Source organism: Microbacterium sp. BH-3-3-3 (genome assembly GCF_007679045.1).
Lineage (GTDB): Bacteria > Actinomycetota > Actinomycetes > Actinomycetales > Microbacteriaceae > Microbacterium > Microbacterium algihabitans.
Window position 1 is genome coordinate 552,634 of sequence record NZ_VEFS01000001.1, and the last position, 22,839, is coordinate 575,472.

Here is a 22,839-nt window from a genome sequence, read left to right on the forward strand (position 1 = left end):
CCGCGTTACCCTCGACAGGTGACCGACACGACCCCGTCCGACGCCGGCGGAGCGCCCCGAGCGCCCCGCCGGCGTCGTCGTCTTCTGCGCTGGATCCTCGGGGGTCTGGCCGCGATCGTCGTCCTGCTGATCGGCGGCATCCTGATCTACACGCAGGTGGGTGTCATGGGTGCCGAAGCCGAGCCTCTCGCGGCCGCCGAGGCGAATCCCGGCCTCACGATCAGCTCCGACGGCACGGGCATCGTGCTCTCCCCCACCTCGGGCGCGACCGGGCAGGGGCTCGTGTTCATCCCGGGCGCGAAGGTCGAGGCCGAGGGCTATATCGCGACCTTCGTCGACACGGTCGTCGACGACGGCATCACCGTCGTCATCACCCGTCCGTGGCTGAACCTCGCCTTCTTCGACCCGCGGCCGTTGTCGACGTTCACGGAGCTCGCGCCCGGAGTGTCGAGCTGGGCGGTCGGCGGTCACTCCCTCGGCGGCGTCCGGGCCTGCCAGTTGGCATCCGACGCCGATGCCCTGGTGCTGTTCGCCTCGTACTGCGCGAACGACCTCTCGGCATCCGGTCTGCCCGTCCTGAGCCTGTCGGGTTCGGAGGACGGGCTCTCGACTCCCCAGAAGATCGCGGATGCCAAGGGCGAACTCCCCGCGAATGCGACGTTCGTGGAGATCCCCGGTGCCTCGCACGCGTCGTTCGGCGCGTACGGCCCGCAGCCCGGCGACGGCACCCCCACGGCCGATCCGGCCGAGGTCGACCGCGTCATCGCCGACGAGCTGGCGGGGTTTCTGCCGCGGCCGTGAGGGCGAGCGGCTGCGCGCGGTCCTGGGCCGAACTCCGGAGATTCCTCGCGTTTCCGCGGAAATCGCGACCGGATCAGGGTCTTCGAGTCAGGATCTCCGGAGTTGTGCTCGCCCCGCGCACGACCGGCCGATGACGCGGCGCGACGACGAGACGTCGGTGGCGTGAACGGCTGCCGGAGGGCTCCTTCCGTTGCGTGCGTAACTCCGGAGATCGAAAGACCCGGGCCACCGGAAACCCGCCTCCCGCGCCGCACGCAGCCGATTCTCCGGAGTTCAGCCCCCTCCACACAGTCCCTCCCCAGGTGCCCGGCGCCGCGTGTTGTTCACAGATCCGGCTTTGACGCAGGTGCAGGGGGCGCTTTGGACCCCACGGTGGAGCGATGACGAACCCTCTCGAGTGGCCGACCGACCTCCCCCGGCTCGTATGGAATTCGTCGATGCTGCGCGACGCGGGGATGTCGCGCCGGGCGATCGATTCCGCGGTACGAAGCGGAGCACTCCAGCGCGTTCGTCGGGGCTCGTACGTGCCCGCCGGCTCCCGGCCGGATCTCGTCGAGTCCGCGAGCCTCGGCGGACGTCTCGACTGCGTCAGCCTATTGGAGGCAGTCGGCGTCTTCGTCCGTCGCCGCTCTGGGCTGCACGTCCAACAGGAGTCGCACGCCAGCCGACGTCCAGCCGCTCCGAAGGGAGTCCGTTATCACTGGCGGCGCTCCACGGCGCCCCGAGAGAGCGCGGTCACCGACCTCGTGGAAGCGCTTGTGCAGGCAGTCCGATGCCAGACGCCACGTGACGCCGTCGCCACGCTCGACAGCGCGTGGCACCTGGGCCATGTCGACGAACGCGACATCGCGGACATCTTCGTGAGGCTTCCTCACCGGTTCAGCGTCCTCCGCGGTCTGCTGGACAGACGCAGCGAGTCCGGCATCGAGTCGCTGGTCCGGCTCGTCTTGCGGAGTATCGGATGCCACGTCGAACTCCAGGTGCGGATCAAGGGCGTCGGCCGCGTGGACTTTCTGGTCGACGGCTGGCTCATCGTCGAGTGCGACAGCCAGCAGTTCCATGGCGACTGGCAGACCGTCAAACGCGACCGACGTCGTGACCTTGCCGCCGTCGAGCGCGGCTTCGTTCCGATCAGACTCCTCGCGGAAGATGTGCTGTTCCATCACGACGAGGTTCGGCACTCGCTCGAGCGACTCGTTCGCCGTGGGCCGTTACTGCCCGGCCTGTGACGCGGTCGGCCCGCGCCGCTCCCTCGGTACCCAACTCCGGAGATATGCGCCGGGACCCGCCCTCACACCGCCCCGAGGGGTCGATCGTCACTCGATCTCCGGAGTTGTGCACATCGCGGTGCTCGAACCCCGCCGAACGTCCACGACACTCGACAGGGTGTCACTCCCGCGGAGGCTCGCCCCGCGCAGTCCGCGCCTTCTCGGCCGCGAGTTCGGCGCGGATCGACTCCGTCCGCACGTCGGTCGGGCGCTCGCCCGGCTCCCACAGGTGGTCGACCGCGGCCTGCGGGTGCCCCTCGGTCGCGGCGAGCGAGGCCTCCAGCGCCCGCTCGTACCGGCTCTGCCGACGCTTCAGCCACAGGCCCACCACGAGGAAAACGGCCAGCAGCACGTACGCGCTCGCGGCGAACGGGTGCAGCACGAGGTCGGCGACGTTGCCCTGGCTCAGCTGCAGCGCCTTGCGCAGCTGCTGCTCGCCCATGGGCCCGAGGATCAGACCCACGATGAGCGGGGCGATCGGGAAGCCGAAGCGCCTCATGAAGTACCCGAGCGCTCCCACGATGAGCAGGATCACGATGTCGAGCGTCGAGAAGCTCACCGCGTAGGCGCCCAGCACCGCGAAGGTGAGGATGCCCGCATACAGGTACGGACGCGGGATCTGCAGCACCTTCACCCACAGGCCCGCCAGCGGCAGGTTCAGCACGATCAGCAGCACGTTGCCGATGTACAGGCTCGCGATCAGCGCCCACACGAGGTCGCCCTGGTTCTGGAAGAGCTGGGGTCCGGGCTGGATGCCGTAGGACTGGAACGCCGTGATGATGATGGCCGCGGTCGCCGTCGTCGGAAGACCCAGGGTCAGGAGCGGCACGAGCACGCCCGCCGCGGCGGCGTTGTTGGCCGCCTCGGGACCGGCGACGCCCTCGATCGCGCCGCGACCGAACTGCTCCTTGTTCTTCGACAGCTTCTTCTCGCTCGCGTACGACAGGAAGGTCGCCACGTCCGCCCCGCCGGCGGGGATGGTGCCGATCGGGAAGCCGATGAAGGTGCCGCGCAGCCACGGCTTCCACGAGCGCTTCCAGTCCTCTCGCGTCATCCAGCTGCGCCAGCCGCGCGTGACGGGGATGACCGGGACCGTACCGTGCCGAAGGCGCGCGGCGACGTACAGGGTCTCGCCGACGGCGAAGAGGCCGACGGCCACGAGCACGACGCTGACGCCGTCGGAGAGGGCCAGCACGCCCATCGTGTACCGCGCCTGACCGGTCGTCGCCTCGGTGCCGATCAGGCCCACGAGCAGTCCGATGCCGAGCGAGGCGAGGCCGCGCGCGGGCGAGGAGCCCAGCAGGGCCCCCACGGTGATGAACGCGACCACGATGAGGGCGACGAAGTCGGCCGGGGAGAGGTTGACCGCGAAGCGCGCCAGCAGGGGCGCGAACAGGGTCAGCAACGCCGTGGCGATCGTGCCGGCGATGAATGAGCCGATCGCCGCGGTGGCCAGGGCCGCCGCTCCACGACCGAGCTTGGCCATCTTGTTGCCCTCGATCGCGGTGATGACCGAGGCCGACTCGCCGGGGGTGTTCAGCAGGATGCTGGTGGTCGAGCCCCCGTACATCCCGCCGTAGTAGATCCCGGCGAAGGTGATGATGGCCGCCGTCGGCGACAGCGAGTAGGTCAGCGGCAGCAGCAGCGCCACGGTCATGGCGGGTCCGATGCCCGGGAGCACTCCGACCGCGGTTCCGATGACGACGCCGAGCAGCGCGAACAGCAGGTACTCCGGCTGCAGCGCGGTGGCGAATCCCTCCATGAGGGAGTTGACAGCATCCATGTCGACGGTCTCCTAGCCGAACAGGGGTCCGGGGCCGTACCACCAGTCGAAGGCGGCCCCGCGAGGAAGGAAGAGGCCCAGGCCCTCACCGAAGAGGAGCTGGGTGCCGATGCCGATGACGAGACCGACGAGGAAGGCGACCCAGGGGCGCTTGGCACCGAGGGTCCAGGCGACGCCGCCGAACAGCAGGGCGGCGACCATCCACCAGCCGAGCAGTTCGAGAAGCAGCAGCACGGCGACCATCAGGGCGACGAGCTTGAGGATCGTCCACCAGTCGGTCGTGGCGTCGGGGTCGATGTCCTCGCCCTCTTCGCGCGGGGCGACCCGGCCCCGCAGCGCCGCGACGACGAGCGCCGCACCCGAGCCGAGCAGGATGACCGCGACGGCGAAGGGGAACACCTGGGGGCCGATCGCGGCCCCTGCGGGCACCCGGATGGCGAAGGCCCCGGCGAGGGCGAAGACGCCGAGGCCGAAGACGACGCCCGCGAAGATCGCGTTGCCGATCCGGTCGGCGTCCCACCGGGGGCGGGCGGTCGCCGGCCCCGGTGCGTCGGTCGTCGTCACGACACCAGCCCGATGTTCTTCAGGGTGCCCGACACGTCGACGATGTTCTCGTCGACGAACGTGGTGAACTCCTCGCCCGTGAGGAAGGCGTCGGTCCAGCCGCGCTCCTCGAGCACGCTCTTCCACGCGTCGGAGGAGTGCATGTCGGTCACGAGCTTGGTCAGGCCCTCGGCATCCGCTTCGCTGATCCCGCCGGGTGCGAGCAGTCCGCGCCAGTTCGTGTAGACGACGTCGAAGCCCTCGCTGGTCATCGTCGGCACGTCGGGCAGCAGCGTCGCGGGCTCCTCGCTCGACACGGCGAGCGCGCGCAGGTCGCCCGAGTCGACGTACTCGGCGAACTCGCCCACGCCCGAGATGCCGGCCGCGGCGTTGTTGCCGAGCAGCAGCGACACGGCCTCGCCGCCACCGGCGTTGGGCACGTAGTTGAGCTTCGTGGTGATGTCGGCGCCTGTGAGCCCGGCCTCTTCGAGCAGGAGGCCCGCGAGGATGTGGTCGGCACCGCCGGCCGAACCGCCGGTGATGGTCACGGCCTGCCCGTCGGCGACGACGGCGTCGACGAGGTCTTTCAGCGTCTTGTACTCGCTCGCCGCGGGCACCACGACCACGAGGGGCTCCTCGGTGAGGCGGGCGATCGGGGTGGTGTCCTCGATGCGGTTCTCGGCCGCGTTGGTCTCGACGGCTCCCACCATCACCAGGCCCGTGACCATGAGCGTGTAGGGGTCGCGCTCGTTGGCGAGCGAGGCCAGGCCGACGGTGCCGCCGGCGCCGCCGACGTTGCTGACGGCCGCGGTGCCGACGAGGTCGCCTGCGGTGAGCACGTCCGAGACGGCGCGACCGGTCTGGTCCCAGCCACCGCCCGGGTCGGCCGGGACGACGATGTTCACGGCGTCGATGGATGCGGCATCCTGCGACGCCGCTGCTCCCCCGGCTCCCGCACCCTGCGGGTTGCACGCGGTGAGGGCCACGAGCGACAGCGCGGCCAGCGGGACGAGGGCAAAGGTGGTGCGACGCATGCGCGGTACTCCTCTTCGAGTTCGAGGAGGCTCCGTCGCCTCCCCGCTGATCGCTCACGGTAGGCAGAGCAGGCGGATGCCGTCGCGCTTGCGCAACTAAGACCGAGTTCGGCAACTATTGGTCGCGCTCGACCGTCGGCCGGGTGCGGGTGACGAGAGAGAATGAACCGTGGTCCGAGCACTGTCGCTGAGACTGCAGCTGTTGCTGCTGCAGGCGTTGATCGTGTGCGTCGTGACCCTTGGAGCCGGCGTCGTCACCGTGTGGATCCAGGAGAGCGCGATCCGCGACTCCTACCGCGAGCGCATGGTGGGCGTCGCCCTGTCGATCGCGCGCCTGCCCGTTATCGTCGAGGCGTTCGACGACCCCGACCCCTCCGTCGCGATCCAGCCCGTCGCCGAGGTGATCCGCGAGGCGTCGTCGCTGACCTATGTCGTGGTGACCGACCCCTCCGGCATCCGCTTCTCGCACCCGAATCCCGACCGCATCGGCGAGAGCGTGTCGACCGATCCGTCGATCCCCCTGTCGGGGCAGGTCTGGTCGGGCACCGAGACCGGCACGCTCGGCGAGTCGTATCGCGTCAAGGTGCCGGTCTTCGCCGACGGCGACGAGGAGGGCGCGCAGGTCATCGGCTCGGTCTCGGTCGGGGTGCTGGAGTCCGAGCTGGCCGCCGACCTGCAATCGCGCCTGCCGGGCCTGCTGCTGGCCTTCGGCGGCGCGGCGGTGGCGGGGGTGTTCGGCGCCGCCTGGGTCGCGTCGCTCATCAGACGCCGCATCTTCGGTCTGGAGCCCGACGAGATCGCCGAGATGGTCGGTGAGCGCGAGACGATGCTGCACCGCCTCAGCGAGGGCGTGGTGCGGGTGGACCACCGCGGCATCGTCACGAGCGCCAACGACGCCGCCGAGAGGCTCATCGGCCGCGGTCCGCTCGTGGGTCGGCGCGCGGACGAGACGCTCGACGGCCCGCTGCTGCAGGTCATGGAAGACGGTGAGCCCGAGGGGCGACTGGTCTTGGCCGGAGAACGCCCCGTCATCGCCCGCTCGACCGGCCTGCGCGACGACCGCGGTCGCTCGGTGGGGGCGACCCTGCTGCTGCGTGATCACAGCGAACTCCACGAGGCGCTGCGCCAGATGGACGGCCAGCAATCGCTGACCGAGGGACTGCGGGCGCAGGCGCACGAGTTCGCCAACTCGCTGCACGTGGTCTCGGGCCTGCTGGAGCTCGGCGCCTACGACGACGCCCGCGACTTCATCGCGCGGGTGCGGCCCGGCGGTCCCCTCGATCCTGGTCCGGATGCCGCGGCCCTGGGCAGCGAGTTGACGGCGCTGCTGTCGGTCAAGCTCGCCCGCTCGCGCGAGCTCGACGTCGCCCTCGAGGTCACGGCTCTCGGCACCCCGGCTCCCGAGGTGGTCGGCGACCTGGTCACGGTCGTCGGCAACCTGGTCGACAACGCGCTGGAGGCCTGCCGCCCCGGCGATCGTCTGCGGGTCGAGGTCGATGCCACCGGGCCCGGGGTGCACGTGCGTGTCGACGACAGCGGAGCGGGGGTGCCGGCCGCTCTGCGCGAGCACGTCTTCGACGAGGGCGTGAGCACCAAGGACACCCGCGACCGTGCCCGCGGCATCGGGCTCGCCCTCGTGCGCCGCGTGGCGCGCCGGCGCGGCGGCGACGCCCGCGTCGTGCCGTCCCCGCTGGGCGGCGCCCGGTTCGAGGTGTCGCTGCCCGTGGCGGAGAGGGTCTCATGATGCTGCGGGTGCTGGTGGTCGACGACATCCCCGCGGTCGCGTCTCTGCACGGCCGGTTCGTCTCGGCGCATCCGGCGTGCGAGCTGGTCGGGACGGCAGGAAGCGGTCCGGATGCCGTGACGGCGATCGACCGTCTCCGCCCCGACCTCGTGTTGCTCGACGTTCACCTCCCCGGCTTCTCGGGACTCGATGCGCTCCGCGCCGTACGCGCCGACGCGGACCTGCCCCAGCCCGAGGTGATCGCCGTCACCGCCGCTCGTGACGTCGACACCGTGCGCACCGCCCGGCTCATGGGCGTGCAGCACTACCTGGTGAAGCCCTTCACCGCGGGTGAGCTGCACGCGCGCATCGACGACGTGCTCGCCGAACGCCGATCGTCGGCCGCGGTCGCGGGCTCTCTCGACCAGCAGGGCGTCGATGCCGTGCTCCGACCGGTCACCCGCCGCCCGCTGCCGAAGGGCCTGTCGCGGCCCACCCTGGATCTGGTGCGCTCGGCGCTGGTCGAGCTCGGTTCCGCGAGCGCCTCGGAGGTCGCCGATCGCCTCGGGCTCTCGCGGGTCAGCTGCCGCCGCTACCTCGAGCACATCGCCGAGGACGGCGAGTGCACCCGCAGCCTCGACTACTCGACGGCCGGTCGGCCGAGCACGCGCTACACGGTGGTCGGTGCCGCGCCCTGAGCGTCCCGCTCACTCGGCGCCCCGTCCACACCCCCGTTGAGTGTCCACACACACCGCGCGCCGGACGTGGCAGCGGCGTTTCCTGGAGACTCAACCAAGGGAATGCGCGAGGGGGCGCGCACCCGCAGGTGCGCGCCCCCCAACAGCCCGGCTCAGCGCTGGAAGCCCTCGCTGATGATCTCGATGAGCTCCTCGCGCTCCTCCACCGGCAGGAAGGCCCCGGCGGCGGCGTTGAGCTGGAACGCCTCGAGGTCGTCGAGGTCGTACTCGAAAGCCTGAGCGAGCAGACCGAGCTCGCGCGTGAGCGTGGTCGCGCTCATCAGGCGGTTGTCGACGTTCACGGTCACCGAGAAGTCGAGCTGGTACAGCAGGTCGAACGGGTGGGCGTCCATCGTGTCGCCCCAGGCCGTGACGGCACCCGACTGCAGGTTCGACGTCGGCGACAGCTCGAGCGTGATCTCGCGGTCGCGCACCCACCGCGCCAGGTCGCCGAAAGTGACCTGCACCTCTTCGCCCTCACGCGAGACGACGTCGAGGTCGTTGGCGATGCGCACGCCGTGGCCGAGGCGCAGGGCGCGACCGTCGATCAGGGCGGAGCGGATGGACGCCAGTCCCGCCCCCTCGCCCGCGTGCACGGTCGTGGGGAAGAACTCCTGCGCGAGGTAGTCGAACGCCTCGCGGTGGCGCGACGGCAGGAACCCGTCCTCGGGGCCGGCGAGGTCGAAGCCGACGACACCGCGACCGCGCCACGAGACGGCGAGCTCGGCGATGTCGCGCGCGTTGTCGTTGTGGCGCAGGGCGGTCAGCAGCTGACCGACGCGGATGTCGTGTCCGCGTGCGTCGGCGGCGTCCTCACCCTCTTCGATGCCCTCCTGCACGGCATCCACCACATCGTCGAGACTCAGTCCGCGGGTGAGGTGCTGCTCGGGAGCCCACCGCACCTCGCCGTACACGACGCCGTCGGCGGCGAGGTCTTCGACGAACTCCTTCGCCACGCGCACGAGACCCTCGCGGGTCTGCATCACACCGACGGTCGCGTCGAACTTCTCGAGGTAGTCCTCGAGGGAGCCTCCGTCGAGGTGGTCGCTGAACCAGGCGGTGAGGCCCTTCGCATCGTCGGCGGGCAGGTCGAGACCCACCTCGTCGGCGAGCTCGAGCACCGTCTCGGGGCGGAGGCCGCCGTCGAGGTGATCGTGCAGCGAGACCTTCGGCAGCTCGCTGATCTTCCGGCCGCCGATGCGGACGTCTTCGGTGGCCATGGTGCTCCTCTTTCCGGATGCCATCACGCGGTGATGCGTTCGCGCACGAGCGACCGCCCGGAGGGAGCGGTGTCGCCGATCTCCCACGCTCCCTCGACCGCGTCGAGCGCGCGCGAGAAGCGCGTCTCATCGTCGGCCGAGAGGGTGAACAGCGGCTGACCGGCGCTGATGGACTGACCGACCGTCACGTGCAGGTCGATGCCTGCGGCGTGCACCACGGCGTCCTCGGCGCGGGCGCGGCCGGCGCCCAGGCGCCACGCACCGATGCCGAAGGGCAGGGCGTCGACGCGCGTGACGACACCGGAGCGGTCGGCGACCACCGTGTGCGTCTCGCGGGGCGTGGGCAGAGCGGCATCCGGATCGCCGTCCTGCGCGCGGATCATGCGCTTCCACACGTCCATCGCGCGGCCGTCCGACAGGGCCGCTTCGACGTCGGCGTCGGGCTTGCCGGCGAGGGTCAGCATCTCGCGCGCGAGGGCGACGGTCAGCTCGACCACGTCGGCGGGTCCGCCGCCGGCGAGCACCTCGACCGATTCGCGCACCTCGTTGGCGTTGCCGATCGCAAGCCCCAGCGGCACGTTCATGTCGGTGAGCAGCGCCGTCGTGTTCACGCCCGAGTCGGTGCCGAGGGCGACCATGGTCTCGGCGAGCTCACGCGCGCGGTCGATGTCCTGCATGAAGGCGCCCGAGCCGAACTTCACGTCGAGCACGAGCGAGTCGGTGCCCTCGGCGATCTTCTTCGACATGATGCTCGAGGCGATCAGCGGGATCGCCTCGACGGTTCCGGTGACGTCGCGCAGGGCGTACAGCTTCTTGTCGGCGGGGGCGAGACCGGTGCCGGCGGCGCAGATGACAGCGCCCACGTCGCGCAGCTGCGCCATGATCTCGTCATTCGACAGCGCCGCGCGCCAGCCGGGGATCGACTCGAGCTTGTCGAGCGTGCCCCCGGTGTGGCCGAGGCCGCGACCCGAGAGCTGCGGCACGGCGACACCGAACGCGGCGACCATCGGAGCCAACGGCAGCGTGATCTTGTCGCCCACGCCTCCGGTGGAGTGCTTGTCGACCGTGGTCTTGCCGAGCGACGAGAAGTCCATGCGCTCGCCCGAGGCGATCATCGCGTCGGTCAGCACGCGGATCTGGTCGCGGCCGAGACCGTTCAGCAGGACCGCCATCGTGAATGCCGCCATCTGCGCGTCCATGACGTAGCCGCGCGTGTACGCGTCGACGAGCCAACGGATCTCGCCCTCGGAGATCGCCTTGCCGTCGCGCTGCGCACGGATGATGTCGACCGCGTCGAACTGCTCGGCGGTCATCGGGCCGCCTCCTCGAGGTCGCGCGGACCGAAGGCGTCGGGCAGCACCTCGTCGATGGTCCGGATGCCGCTGACGGTCTCGAGCAGCATGCCCGGGATCGCGTGCTCGAACAGCAGCTGGCGGCAGCGGCCGCACGGCATGAGCGTGCGACCCTCACCGTCGACGCACACGAAGGCGACCAGCTGGCCGCCCCCGCTCATGTGCAGGTCGGACACGAGTCCGCATTCGGCGCACAACGTCACGCCGTACGAGGCGTTCTCGACGTTGCATCCGGAGACGATCCGGCCGTCGGCCACGAGCGCCGCGGCGCCCACCTTGAAGCGGGAATAGGGCGCGTACGCGCGGTGCATGGCATCCGTGGCGGCGGAACGGAGTTCGTCCCAGTCGATGTCGGTCATCGTGGAGTGGTGGGTCCTCTCGTGAAGGGAAGGGTGGTCGGGCCGGTCAGCCCTTGACGTACGGTTTGCCGGCGGCCGCGGGGCCGCGGACCTTTCCGACCAGACCGGCGACGGCGAAGATCGTCACCACGTACGGCAGCATGAGCATGAACTCGCTCGGCACCGGCGAACCGATGACGCCGAGGGTGTTCTGCAGGTTCGAGGCGAAACCGAACAGCAGGGCCGCCAGCGTCGCGCGGATCGGGTCCCACTGGCCGAAGATGACCGCCGCGAGGGCGATGTAACCGGCGCCGGCCGTCATCTCCTTGTTGAAGGCGCCGACGGAGCCGAGCGTGAAGAACGCTCCACCCAGGCCGGCGATGGCGCCACCGAGGGCGACGTTCCAGAAGCGGGTCTTGGCGATGTTGATGCCGACCGTGTCAGCGGCCTGCGGGTGCTCGCCGACCGCGCGGAGGCGCAGGCCCCAGCGGGTGTGGAACAGACCGACGTAGACCAGGGCGACCGTGACGTACATCAGGTAGACGATGATCGTCTGGTTGAACAGCATCGGCCCGAGGATCGGGATGTCGGCCAGCAGCGGGATCGGCAGACGCGGGAAGCGCGGGGGCGAGTTCAGCGTCTCGGCGTTGGGGGCGAGCACCTGCGAGAACAGGAAGCTCGTCAGTCCGACCACGAGCACGTTGAGCACGACACCGACGATCACCTGGTCGACGAAGTACTTGATGGCGAAGGCCGCCAGCACGAACGACACCAGCACGCCCGAGACGCCCGCGGCCAGCAGACCGATGAAGGGGTTGCCCGTCGCCGTGGCGACGACCGCCGACGTGAAGGCGCCGGCGAGCAGCTGACCCTCGATCGCGATGTTGACCACGCCGACCCGCTCGCTGAGCACACCGGCCATGGCGCCGAAGATCAGCGGGACCGAGAGGCTCAGGCCACCGGCGAGCAGACCCGTCAGAGGGATGACCGAGGTGGTGGCGCCTGCGGCGGCCCAGGTGAGGAAGCCGGTCATGAACACCAGCGCGAAGATGACGGCGAGCCAGATCGGCGGGCGCCGGTGGGCGCGCACCATGAGCACGCTCACCACGGTGACGGCCGCGAGCAGGATCGTGCACACGATGCCGGTGACGACACCGCCGAGCACGACCTCGGGCAGCTGCAGGAACTCGCCGGGGCTCGAGATGCGGAACACCGCGTCGCCGTCCTGACGGGCGATGACGAAGAGCACGAGCGCCAGCAGCGTGATCACGCCGTAGACGATGGGGGCCTTCCAGCCGACGACGACGGCGGTGTCGAGTGCGTCGGGCGTGGCGGCCTCGGGCTGTGCGGCGGTGGTGCTCACCGGGCCGCCTCCTTCTTCTTGGCGGCGCGTGCCTTCAACGGGCGCGCTCCGGGGGCCGGCAGACGGAAGATCGCGCGCACCAGCGGCGGGGCCGCGATGAAGAGCACGATGAGCGACTGCACGACGAGGACGATGTCGACCGGAACGCCGTTGGCGGCCTGCATGGCGAACCCGCCGGCCTTGAACGCACCGAACAGGATGCCGGCGACGAGCACGCCGACCGGGGTGGAGCGACCGAGCAGGGCCACCGTGATGGCGTCGAAGCCGATGCCCGCGTCGATGCCGCTGGAGAAGCCGGTGGTGACGGTGCCGAGCACCTGGTCGACGCCGGCGAGGCCCACGAGAGCGCCCGAGATGAGCATCGCGTAGACGTACATCGACTTGACGTTGATGCCGGCCACCCGCGCGGCGTTGGGGTTCAGACCCACCGCGCGGAAGCGGAAGCCGAGCGAGGAGCGCTCGAGGATCCACCACACGACGGCGACGGCCACGAGCGACAGGATGAAGCCGAAGTGCAGGTTGTAGCCCGAGCCGAGCAGGTCGGGGAAGACCGCCGTGTCCTTCATCGCCGGGGTGGTGGGGTTGTTCGACCCCGGAGCCTGCAGGAGCCCGGGCGTGCGCAGCAGGTAGTACACGATGTAGAACGCGACGTAGTTGAGCATGATCGTGACGATCACCTCGTGCGCACCGGTGCGGGCCTTGAGCACACCCGCGATCCCCGACCAGATGGCACCGGCCGCGACGCCGACCACGAGGGCGACGAGCATGTGGATGCCCCACGGCAGGTCGAACGCGAAGGCGACCCAGCCGCCGGCGGCTGCCGCCACGAGCATCTGGCCACGGCCACCGATGTTGAACATGCCGACGCGGAACGCGAGGGCGACACCGAGGCCGGCCGCGATCAGCGGGGTGGCGAAGGTGAGGGTCTCGGTCAGCGGACGGATGCCGGTGGCGAACTCGGGGCGACGGAAGTTGTAGATCGCGCCCTGGAAGAACGACGAGTACGCGCCCGACACCGACGTCCAGATCGCCGAGAGCATGTCGCCGGGACGAGCGAAGAAGTAGGCCGACGTCGCCTGCACGTTCTCGTCGGTGGCGGCGATCATGATCGCGCCGACGATCAGCGCGAGGATCACGGCCAGCACCGAGATGATGGCGTTGCCGGTGGCGATCTCGCGGAAGGCCCGACGCCAGCGGTTCTCGTCGGTGGCGGGTTCGGGGGCGACCTTGCGGGCGCCCGCTGCGGGATCCACGGCCGTCGAGCCTTCGAGGGCGACGTCGGCCTGGGCGGCCTGGGCGACCTCGGCCGCGCGATCGGCCCGCGAGGCGGTCGGATCGTGCGGGCTGTACGAATCGCTCACGCGGCGACTCCTTCGTTCTGGGGCGCTTCGCCGGCCATCATGAGGCCGAGCACGTCGCGCGAGGTGTCGCCGGGGACGATGCCCACGACGCGACCGCGGTACATGACCATGATGCGGTCGGCGAGGGCGGTGACCTCGTCGAGTTCGGTGGAAACGACGATGACGGGAACACCGGCGTCGCGCGTCTCGATGACGCGCTTGTGGATGAATTCGATCGATCCGACGTCGACGCCGCGCGTGGGCTGCGCGGCCACGAACAACCGCAGTTCGCGGCTGAGCTCGCGCGCCAGCACGACCTTCTGCTGGTTGCCGCCCGACAGACGCCCGACCGGGGTCTCGATCGAGGGGGTGCGCACGTCGAACTCCGAAACCTTCTCGCGGGCGAAGTCGGCGAGGTTCGACCGCTGGATCGCGCCGCCCTTGACGAACGGCGCCCCGTCGGCGCGGTCGAGCATGAGGTTCTCGGCGATCGAGAACTCCCCCACCAGGCCGTCTTCCTTGCGGTCCTCGGGGACGAACCCGACGCCGGCCTCGAGCACGGCGCGCACGCTGCGCCCGTTCAACTCGGCACCGTCGAGCACGATCGAACCCTCGACGCGCTCCTGGAGTCCCAGCAGCGCCTCGGTGAGCTCGGTCTGGCCGTTGCCCTGGACACCCGCGATCGCGAGCACCTCGCCGCGGCGCACCTCGAAGCTGACGTCGTTGACGACGAGCTGGCCGATCGGGTCGACCACGGTGAGGTTCGACACCTGCAGGGCGACGTCGCCGAGGGTCGGCGCCTCTTTCTGCACGGTGAGCTCCACGGCACGACCGACCATGAGCGAGGCCAGCTCGGCGTTCGACGCCGTGGGCTCGGCCTCGCCGACGACCTTGCCGAGACGGATGACCGTGATGCGGTCGGCGACCTCGCGCACCTCGCGCAGCTTGTGGGTGATGAAGACGATCGAGGTGCCCGATTCCTTGAGCTGACGCATGATCGCCATCAACTCGTCGGTCTCCTGGGGCGTGAGCACGGCGGTGGGCTCGTCGAAGACGAGCACCTTCGCGTCGCGCGAGAGCGCCTTGATGATCTCGACGCGCTGCTGCACCCCGACGGGCAGGTCGTCGACGAGGGCGTCGGGGTCGACGGCGAACCCGAACCGGTCGGAAATCTCCTTGACCTTCGCCCGCGCGGCTGCGAGGTCGAGACGCCCACCGACCTTGGTGGGCTCGTGACCGAGCATCACGTTCTCGGCGACGGTGAAGACGGGGATGAGCATGAAGTGCTGGTGCACCATGCCGATGCCCGAGCGCATCGCATCGCCGGGGCCGGAGAAGTGCTGGACGGCGTCGTCGAGCAGGATCTCTCCCCCGTCGGCCTGGTAGAGGCCGTACAGGACGTTCATGAGGGTGGATTTGCCGGCACCGTTCTCGCCGAGCAGGCAGTGGATCTCTCCGGCCTCGACGGTGAGGTCGATGTGATCATTCGCCACCAGGGACCCGAAGGTTTTCGTGATCCCGCGGAGTTCGAGCTTCATGTTCCCGATCCTAAGTTCTGTGGCGCCGGACGCGGGAAGCGTCCGGCGGCCGGGACCCGCCTCGTGAGCGGTCCCGATCCGGGCGTGAGGCGGAGAAACCGCCGCCTCACAAGGGAGGGGGAGGCCGGCGTGCGCCGACCTCCCCCGCACAGCGAGCGGACTCAGCCGGCCAGGTAGGACTCGACCTTGATCTTGCCGCTGATGATGTCGGCCTTCAGGGCGTCGACCTTCGAGGTGAGGTCGGACGACACGCGGTCGGACCAGTCGTGGTACGGGGCGATGCCCACACCGTCGTTCTCGAGCGTGCCGATGAACGGGGTGACGTCGAAGTTGCCCTCGCCCGCGGCGACGATGGCGTCCTTCGTACCCACGTCGATGCCCTTGAGAATCGAGGTGAGCAGCAGGCTGCCGATCGAGGGGTCGGTCTCGAACACGTCGGCGTCCACGCCGACGAGCGCGATCTCGCGACCGGCGTCCTGGATGGCGACGGCGGCCGACTGGTAGATCGGGCCACCGACGGGCAGCAGCACGTCGACGTTCTGGTCGATCAGGGCCTGAGCGGTCTGACGAGCGGTGTCGTTGGCCTCGAAGCCACCGGTGAACGAGCCGTCCTTGGCGGTGCGGTCCCAGCCGACCACGCGGACGTTGGCGCCGTTGTCGGTGTTGTACTTCTCGACGCCCTGCGCGAAGCCGTCCATGAAGATCGTCACGGTCGGGATGTTCATGCCGCCGAAGGTGCCCACGACACCGGTCTTCGAGGTGCCCGCGGCCAGGTAGCCGGCGAGGTACGCCGCCTGAGCGGTGTCGAAGATGATCGGCTTGATGTTGGGGGCGTCGGTCTTGCCGTCGAAGTTCTGGTCGACGGTGTCGTCGATCGAGACGTACTGCAGGTCGGGGTTGGCCGTGGCCGACTCGAGGGCAGCGGGCGCCAGCAGGAAGCCGACGGTGATGATGGTGTTGCAGCCCTGGTCGACCAGGTTCTGCAGGTTCGACGCGAAGTCGGTCTCGGACTGCGACTGCACCTCGATGGGCTTCTTCGAGCCGAGCTCCGACGCGGCGGCGTCGAGGCCCTCCTTGCCGAGCTGGTTGAACGACTTGTCGTCGAATCCACCCGAGTCGGACACCATGCAGGGCAGGTAGTCGCTGGCGCCGGCAGCGGCACCACCGGATGCGCCGTTGCTCTCGGGTGCGGCGCCGCAACCGGCGAGCAGCGCCGCGGCGCCGATCATGGCGAGGCCGCTGACGACGGCCTTCTTCGTGGTCTTCACGAATGGTCCTCCAAGACGGATGCCCCCAACGGGTTCGGGGGACGATCCCGTCACGTTACCTACTGTGTCGCGGTGCTCGTGACCGGGGAGCCGCCGTGCGAGCCAATGGTTACAAAGACGCAATCTCGCGTCATGAGACCGCCACACGCCCTCCGCCCGAAGGCACCGGATGCCACGTGGTGTGGCATCCGGTCTCAGAGCACGTCGCCGCGACCGGTCAGCTTGAGCGCGTCCACGACGCCCTTCACGCGCTGGGCGTTCTCGCTGGTCGTGACCAGGAGCGCGTCGGGTGTGTCGACCACGACGATGTCGCGCACGCCGATGAGGCTGATGACGCGCTTGGTCTGCGAGACCACGATGCCGCTGGAGGCGTCGGAGAGCACCCGCGCGTCTTCGCCGAGGATGGCGAGCTCGTTGCGGCCGCCCGAGGAGTTGAGCTTGGACAGGCTGGCGAAGTCGCCCACGTCGTCCCAGTCGAAGTGCCCGGGGATGACGGCCAGCCGGCCCTTCTCGGCCGCGGGCTCGGCGACGGAGTAGTCGATCGCGATCTTCTTCAGACCCGGCCAGATGCGGTCGACCGCGGGGCCGCGGCGCTCGCGGTCGTCCCAGGCCTCGGCCAGTTCGAGCAGACCCGCGTGCAGCTCGGGCTCGTTGACGGCGAGCTCCGCCAGCAGCACGTCGGCGCGGGTGATGAACATGCCCGCGTTCCACAGGTAGGCGCGGTCGGCGAAGTACTCCTTCGCCGTCTCGAGGTCGGGCTTCTCGACGAAGCGCTCGACGATGTAGGCCTCGGGGGCGCCCTCGACGATCAGCTCGGCCGCCTGCTTGATGTAGCCGAAGCCGACCGAGGGTTCGGCCGGCTGGATGCCGATCGTGCAGATGTAGCCCTCGCGGGCGACGGCCACGGCCTGGTGCACCGCGAACTCGAACTGCCGCGTCTGGCGGATGACGTGGTCGGCCGCGAACGAGCCGATGATCACGTCGGGCTCGCGGCGCACGAGGATCGCCGCAGCGAGCCCGATCGCGGCCGACGAGTCGCGCGGCTCCGACTCGAGGAACACGTTGTGGTCGGGAACGCCCGGCAGCTCGCGCTCGACCGCGGCGCGGTGCGCGCGACCGGTGACGACGGCGATGCGGTCGTCGCCCGACAGCGGGGCGAGGCGGTCCCACGTGTCGCGCAGGAGCGTCTGTCCCGAGCCGGTGAGGTCGTGGAGGAACTTGGGTGCGTCGGCCCGGGACAAGGGCCACAACCGGCTGCCGATCCCTCCGGCGGGGATCACGGCGTAGAAATCGTCGATCGCAGGGTGTGCCATGGCACCGACACTAGCGTTCGCACCCCGTTCTTCCCGCGCGCGCAGGGGACGGAACACCGGGTGAACGGCATCCGGGATATCTCGATATCGAGAGAGTCTTAGGCGCCCCTAATCCCCGCCGTTCATAGCCCGGCCGTAGTATTCAATGGCGCCCGTGTGACGCTCGGGGCCCGTGCGAGGCCCCACACCGTGTTCGATCAGGGAGGACGACCGTGTCAGCACCAGCACGTGCCACGCCGTCGGTGAAAGAGACAACCTCGAAGAGGCCCCGCGGCACTCTGTACCGGGGTCGCGAAGGAATGTGGTCGTGGGTGCTTCACCGCATCACCGGCGTCGCCATCTTCTTCTTCCTCCTGGTGCACATCCTCGACACGGCGCTCATCCGCGTCTCGCCCGAGGCATACGACGCCGTCATCGCGCAGTACAAGAACCCGATCATGGGTCTCGGCGAGGTGGCCCTGGTGGCCGCGATCGCGTACCACGCGTTCAACGGCCTGCGCATCATCCTCGTGGACTTCTGGCCCTGGGCCACGCGCCACCAGCGTCAGCTGTGGTGGGGCGTGCTGGGCCTGTGGGTCGTCACGATGCTCGGGTTCACCCCGCGCCACCTGATCAACGTCTTCAGCGCCGTCACCGGGAGCCACTGATGTCCGTCGCCCAAGAAGCCGCCACGATCCCCGCCCCCCGCACGCCCAGCGTGCGCAAGAAGGGCTCCAACCTCGAGAAGTGGGGCTGGATCTACATGCGCGCCTCCGGCGTGCTGCTGATCGTCCTGATCTTCGGCCACCTCTTCGTCAACCTGATGACCGGCGAGGGCATCCACCAGATCGACTTCGCGTTCGTCGCGGGCAAGCTCGCCTCGCCGTTCTGGCAGTGGTGGGACGTGCTGATGCTCTGGCTCGCCCTGATCCACGGCGCCAACGGCATGCGCACGATCGTCAACGACTACGTCGGCAACGCAACCGTCCGGAAGATCCTCGTCGGCTCCCTGTGGGTCTCGGCCGGATTCCTCATCCTGCTCGGCACTCTCGTGGTCTTCACCTTCGACCCCTGCATCGGCGTGACCGAGTCCAGCAGCCTGTGGGACGTGTGCCGCGCGGCCTGAGCCGACGGCATCCCTTCTCCCCCGACGTCTTCCCCCTGACAGCAGAGGCATTGCACACGTGAGCACTCAGACCAGTTCGGACTCGATCGTCAAAGACGGCGTCCACTACCACCAGTTCGACGTCGTCATCGTCGGCGCCGGCGGCGCGGGCATGCGCGCGGCCATCGAGGCCGGCCCCGGCGCGAAGACCGCCGTCATCTCGAAGCTCTACCCCACGCGTTCGCACACCGGCGCGGCGCAGGGCGGCATGGCCGCGGCGCTGGCCAACGTCGAAGAGGACTCCTGGGAGTGGCACACCTTCGACACCATCAAGGGCGGCGACTACCTCGTCGACCAGGATGCCGCGGAGATCCTCGCCAAAGAGGCCATCGACGCCGTCATCGACCTCGAGAACATGGGCCTGCCGTTCAACCGCACGCCCGAGGGCAAGATCGACCAGCGCCGTTTCGGCGGGCACACCGCCGACCACGGCAAGACGCCCGTGCGCCGTGCCTGCTACGCCGCCGACCGCACCGGTCACATGATCCTGCAGACGCTGTTCCAGAACTGCGTCAAGCTCGGCATCAACTTCTTCAACGAGTTCTACGTGCTCGACCTCGTCACCGTGAAGGATGACGCCGGCAAGACCCAGGTCGCCGGTGTCGTGGCCTACGACCTGGCCACGGGCGAGCTGCACGTGTTCCAGTCGAAGGCCGTCATCTTCGCGACCGGCGGTTTCGGCAAGATCTTCAAGACCACCTCCAACGCCCACACCCTCACCGGTGACGGCGTCGGCATCGTGTGGCGCAAGGGCCTGCCGCTGGAGGACATGGAGTTCTTCCAGTTCCACCCGACCGGCCTCGCCGGTCTCGGCATCCTTCTCACCGAGGGTGCCCGCGGTGAGGGCGCGATCCTGCGTAACGCGAGCGGTGAGCGCTTCATGGAGCGCTACGCCCCCACCATCAAAGACCTCGCGCCCCGCGACATCGTCGCCCGCTGCATGGTGCAGGAAGTAGCCGAAGGCCGCGGCGCCGGCCCCCACCGCGACTACGTGCTGCTGGACTGCACGCACCTGGGCGCCGAGGTGCTCGAGACCAAGCTCCCCGACATCACCGAATTCGCCCGCACCTACCTGGGCGTCGACCCGGTGGTCGAGCCGGTGCCGGTCATGCCGACCGCGCACTACGCGATGGGCGGCATCCCCACCAACATCAAAGCCGAGGTGCTCGCCGACAACGACACCGTCGTCCCGGGCCTGTACGCCGCCGGTGAGTGCGCGTGCGTCTCGGTGCACGGCTCGAACCGCCTCGGCACCAACTCGCTGCTCGACATCAACGTCTTCGGCAAGCGCGCCGGCCGCAACGCCGTCGAGTACGTCAAGACCGCCGACTTCGTGCCGCTCCCCGAAGACCCCGCCGCCGAGGTGCGCGGGCTCATCGAAGACCTGCGCAACAACAGCGGAACCGAGCGCATCGCGGTGCTGCGCAAGACGCTGCAGGACGAGATGGACAAGGGCGCGCAGGTGTTCCGCACGCACGAGTCGCTGGCCCACGTCATGGACGTGATCGCCGATCTGCGCGAGCGTTACAAGAACATCCACGTCGACGACAAGGGCAAGCGCTTCAACACCGACCTGCTCGAGGCCGTCGAGCTGGGCTTCCTGCTCGACCTCGCCGAGGTCGTCGTCTACTCGGCGCAGAACCGCGAGGAGAGCCGCGGCGGTCACATGCGCGACGACTTCCCCACGCGCGACGACGAGAACTACATGCAGCACACCATGGCGTACCTGTCGGGCGACCCCCACTCGTCGCACCCGGCCGATCACATCGAACTCGGCTGGAAGCCCGTGGTGTTCACCAAGAACGAGGCCGGGGAGCTCCGCTACCCGCCGCTGGAGAGGAAGTACTGAGATGGCATCCACCGTCGTCGAGACCGTAGACACCTCCGACGAGGTCGTGGAGACCCCCGAAGACACCGGGATCCAGTCGTTCCTCGTCACCTTCAACATCCGTCGCTTCGACCCCGAGGTCGACGACGAGCCGCGTTGGGTCGATTACGACGTGGAGCTCTACTCCACCGACCGCGTGCTCGACGCCCTGCACAAGATCAAGTGGGAGGTCGACGGCTCGCTGTCATTCCGCCGCTCCTGCGCGCACGGCATCTGCGGATCGGATGCCATGCGCATCAACGGCCGCAACCGTCTCGCCTGCAAGACGCTGATCAAGGATCTCGACATCTCGCAGCCGATCTACGTCGAGGCGATCAAGGGTCTGCCCCTCGAGAAGGACCTCATCGTCGACATGGAGCCGTTCTTCGCCTCCTACCGCGAGGTGCAGCCCTTCCTCATCTCGAACTCGAAGCCCGAGGCCGGAAAGGAGCGCGTGCAGTCGATCGTCGACCGCGAGGTCTTCGACGACACCACCAAGTGCATCCTGTGCGCCGCGTGCACCTCGTCGTGCCCCGTGTTCTGGACCGACGGTCAGTACTTCGGTCCCGCCGCGATCGTCAACGCGCACCGCTTCATCTTCGACTCGCGCGACGACGCGGGCGATGTGCGCCTCGACATCCTCAACGACAAAGAGGGCGTGTGGCGCTGCCGCACCACCTTCAACTGCACCGAGGCGTGCCCGCGCGGCATCGAGGTCACCAAGGCCATCGCCGAGGTCAAGCAGGCCGTCCTCCGCGGCGGTCGCTGACCCTCAGCCTCTCGAACGGCGGGTGCGGTCCCTGAGCTTGTCGAAGGGGGCGCCCCGCCGTTCCGCGTTTCCGGGTGACCTTCCGCCGGTGGAAAGGGGGGTCCGGATGCCGCGACCCGGCGCAACGCGAGCCCCCGGCATCCGTTCATCTAGGCTTTCCAGGTGACCGAGACCGCCCCCGACCCGCGTCCGCTGCCCGCGGTGCGCGCCGAGGACACCTCGTTGCGGGAGCGCCTCGCGGAGGCCCAGACGGCGGTGCGCGGGCGACTCGACCAGCCCCTCGCGCGGGCGCAGCGCATCGCGCAGTGGTTCCCGATCCGGGTCTGGCGGCACTTCCTGCGACACAACGGCTTCCTGCTCGCCGCCGGCATGAGCTACCAGGGATTGTTCGCCGTCTTCTCGGCGCTGTACCTCGCGTTCGCGGGCGTGGGTATCTGGCTGGGCGGCAGCACGAGCGCGATCACCGGGCTCATCCGCATCGTCAACAGCTACATCCCCGGGCTGATCAGCGAGAACGGACTCGTCGACCGCGACCAGGTCGAGGCTGTGGCGCAGGAGAGCGGGCGCCTGCTCACCGTCACCGGCATCGTCGCCGTCGTGGTGGTCGTCTGGACGGCGATCGGCTTCGTTACCTTCACCCGTCGCGCCGTGCGCGACACCTTCGGGCTCCCCTTCGACCTGCGCAACTACGTGATGCTCAAGGCCCGCGACTTCGTGGCCTCGGTGCTGTTCGGTATCTCGCTGCTCGTCGGCGCTCTGCTGGGTTCGGTGACCACCGGCGCCGTCGACCTCGTGTTCGGGCTCATCGGGTGGGATCGCGAGACCCTCGGCTGGTCGATCGGGGCGCGCCTGGTCTCGCTCGTCGTGGCGTTCGGCATCAACACCGTCGCCCTCGCCTCGCTGTTCCGCTTCTTGACCGGCACGACGCTGTCGTGGCGGCGCGCGTGGCCCGGCGCCATCGTCGGGGCGACCGGCATCGTCGTGCTGCAGGTGGCCGCCGGTTTCCTCTTCGTCTACACCCCCTCGAACCCGCTGCTGGCGACCTTCACGGTGCTCATCGGATTCCTGCTGTGGTTCCGCTTCATCGGCATCGTGATCCTCGTGTCGGCGGCGTGGATCGCGGTGGCCGCGGGCGATCGCGACGTGCCGCTGCGCTCCCCCGAAGACCGCCGGGCGATGGAGCAGGCCGCCCTCGTCATCGCCGCCCAGGTGGGTCTGCGCGAGGCCGAGAAGGCGTTCGCGATGTCGCGATGGCCGCTGCGCTGGCGTGCGAAGCGTCGGGTGATCGCCGCCGAGAAGAACCTCGCGCGGGCCGAGGCCGACGTGCCCGCTCCGCGGCGGACGTCGCTGCTGCCCGACTGAGCGGGTTCGGATCCCGATGCCGGCGGCCGGGCGCGCAGCCCCGTCCCGCCCGCACGGGCTCGATGTCGGAGGTCGT

19 protein-coding genes and 1 pseudogene are annotated in these 22,839 nt (G+C 69.5%); 9 read left to right on the forward strand and 11 right to left on the reverse strand.

The genetic code is table 11. The features are described 5' to 3' along the window. Positions 1–18: 18 nt before the first annotated feature. Positions 19–801 carry an alpha/beta hydrolase gene (locus FS769_RS02605; RefSeq protein ID WP_144828993.1) on the forward strand — a complete coding sequence of 261 codons (783 nt, stop codon included), beginning with the start codon at positions 19–21 and terminating at the stop codon, positions 799–801. A 380-nt stretch (positions 802–1,181) separates the two neighbouring features. After that, entirely contained in the window at positions 1,182–2,030 is an 849-nt protein-coding gene (locus tag FS769_RS02610; RefSeq protein ID WP_144828995.1) for a type IV toxin-antitoxin system AbiEi family antitoxin domain-containing protein, read from the forward strand. Positions 2,031–2,190: 160 nt separating this feature from the next. Here FS769_RS02610 and FS769_RS02615 read toward each other — a convergent pair whose 3' ends face one another. The 3 genes from FS769_RS02615 to FS769_RS02625 are packed head-to-tail and all read right to left on the reverse strand — an operon-like array spanning position 2,191 to position 5,429. Then, on the reverse strand, positions 2,191–3,852 hold the full coding sequence (locus FS769_RS02615) for a tripartite tricarboxylate transporter permease (RefSeq protein ID WP_144828998.1): 1,662 nt from the start codon (positions 3,850–3,852) through the stop codon (positions 2,191–2,193). A 12-nt stretch (positions 3,853–3,864) separates the two neighbouring features. Next, complete coding sequence (locus tag FS769_RS02620) at positions 3,865–4,416, reverse strand: tripartite tricarboxylate transporter TctB family protein (RefSeq protein WP_144829001.1); 552 nt, start codon at positions 4,414–4,416, stop codon at positions 3,865–3,867. After that, positions 4,413–5,429 (reverse strand): tripartite tricarboxylate transporter substrate binding protein, encoded by a 1,017-nt coding sequence (locus FS769_RS02625; protein WP_144829004.1) that lies wholly within the window; start codon positions 5,427–5,429, stop codon positions 4,413–4,415. Before FS769_RS02625 ends, FS769_RS02620 begins: the two co-directional genes overlap by 4 nt. A 169-nt stretch (positions 5,430–5,598) precedes the next feature. Between FS769_RS02625 and FS769_RS02630 the strand changes: the two genes are divergently transcribed. Both FS769_RS02630 and FS769_RS02635 read left to right on the forward strand, forming a co-directional pair. Then, entirely contained in the window at positions 5,599–7,173 is a 1,575-nt protein-coding gene (locus tag FS769_RS02630; RefSeq protein WP_144829007.1) for an ATP-binding protein, read from the forward strand. Further along, complete coding sequence (locus FS769_RS02635) at positions 7,173–7,850, forward strand: response regulator (protein WP_186325399.1); 678 nt, start codon at positions 7,173–7,175, stop codon at positions 7,848–7,850. Before FS769_RS02630 ends, FS769_RS02635 begins: the two co-directional genes overlap by 1 nt. 152 nt (positions 7,851–8,002) lie before the next feature. Here the strand turns inward: FS769_RS02635 and FS769_RS02640 are convergent, their stop codons facing one another. The 8 genes and pseudogenes from FS769_RS02640 to FS769_RS02675 form a co-directional block, all read right to left on the reverse strand. Further along, positions 8,003–9,109: an adenosine deaminase gene (locus FS769_RS02640; RefSeq protein ID WP_144829013.1), complete on the reverse strand. Its 1,107-nt coding sequence runs from the start codon at positions 9,107–9,109 to the stop codon at positions 8,003–8,005. A gap of 23 nt (positions 9,110–9,132) precedes the next feature. Further along, complete coding sequence (locus FS769_RS02645) at positions 9,133–10,422, reverse strand: thymidine phosphorylase (RefSeq protein WP_144829016.1); 1,290 nt, start codon at positions 10,420–10,422, stop codon at positions 9,133–9,135. Then, positions 10,419–10,823 (reverse strand): annotated as a pseudogene (locus FS769_RS02650) (cytidine deaminase); the annotation flags it as partial. The gene FS769_RS02645 and the pseudogene FS769_RS02650, both read right to left, overlap by 4 nt. A 43-nt stretch (positions 10,824–10,866) precedes the next feature. Next, on the reverse strand, positions 10,867–12,162 hold the full coding sequence (locus FS769_RS02655) for an ABC transporter permease (RefSeq protein WP_144829018.1): 1,296 nt from the start codon (positions 12,160–12,162) through the stop codon (positions 10,867–10,869). Beyond that, entirely contained in the window at positions 12,159–13,523 is a 1,365-nt protein-coding gene (locus FS769_RS02660; protein ID WP_222123888.1) for an ABC transporter permease, read from the reverse strand. The genes FS769_RS02655 and FS769_RS02660 overlap by 4 nt, the downstream gene beginning before the upstream one ends. Continuing rightward, positions 13,520–15,040 carry an ABC transporter ATP-binding protein gene (locus FS769_RS02665; RefSeq protein ID WP_144829020.1) on the reverse strand — a complete coding sequence of 507 codons (1,521 nt, stop codon included), beginning with the start codon at positions 15,038–15,040 and terminating at the stop codon, positions 13,520–13,522. The genes FS769_RS02660 and FS769_RS02665 overlap by 4 nt, the downstream gene beginning before the upstream one ends. 161 nt (positions 15,041–15,201) lie before the next feature. Then, positions 15,202–16,308 (reverse strand): BMP family protein, encoded by a 1,107-nt coding sequence (locus tag FS769_RS02670; RefSeq protein WP_230704284.1) that lies wholly within the window; start codon positions 16,306–16,308, stop codon positions 15,202–15,204. Between the two features lie 194 nt (positions 16,309–16,502). After that, positions 16,503–17,621 carry a mannose-1-phosphate guanylyltransferase gene (locus tag FS769_RS02675; RefSeq protein WP_144829022.1) on the reverse strand — a complete coding sequence of 373 codons (1,119 nt, stop codon included), beginning with the start codon at positions 17,619–17,621 and terminating at the stop codon, positions 16,503–16,505. Positions 17,622–17,833: 212 nt separating this feature from the next. On the opposite strand from FS769_RS02675, the gene sdhC reads away from it, so the two are divergent. The 5 genes from sdhC to FS769_RS02700 all read left to right on the forward strand — a co-directional run bounded on the left by sdhC (position 17,834) and on the right by FS769_RS02700 (position 22,763). Continuing rightward, positions 17,834–18,268 carry a succinate dehydrogenase, cytochrome b556 subunit gene (gene sdhC / locus FS769_RS02680; protein WP_144829024.1) on the forward strand — a complete coding sequence of 145 codons (435 nt, stop codon included), beginning with the start codon at positions 17,834–17,836 and terminating at the stop codon, positions 18,266–18,268. Next, a complete protein-coding gene (locus tag FS769_RS02685; RefSeq protein WP_144829026.1) occupies positions 18,268–18,726 on the forward strand; it encodes a succinate dehydrogenase hydrophobic membrane anchor subunit in 459 nt (152 codons plus the stop codon). The genes sdhC and FS769_RS02685 overlap by 1 nt, the downstream gene beginning before the upstream one ends. A 58-nt stretch (positions 18,727–18,784) precedes the next feature. Further along, positions 18,785–20,614, forward strand: a complete 1,830-nt coding sequence (gene sdhA / locus FS769_RS02690; protein WP_144829028.1) for a succinate dehydrogenase flavoprotein subunit — start codon at positions 18,785–18,787, stop codon at positions 20,612–20,614. Position 20,615: 1 nt separating this feature from the next. After that, positions 20,616–21,401, forward strand: coding sequence for a succinate dehydrogenase iron-sulfur subunit (locus tag FS769_RS02695; RefSeq protein WP_144829030.1), 786 nt, complete (start codon positions 20,616–20,618; stop codon positions 21,399–21,401). 162 nt (positions 21,402–21,563) lie between these two features. Beyond that, entirely contained in the window at positions 21,564–22,763 is a 1,200-nt protein-coding gene (locus FS769_RS02700) for a YihY/virulence factor BrkB family protein (protein WP_144829032.1), read from the forward strand. Positions 22,764–22,839 lie beyond the last annotated feature (76 nt).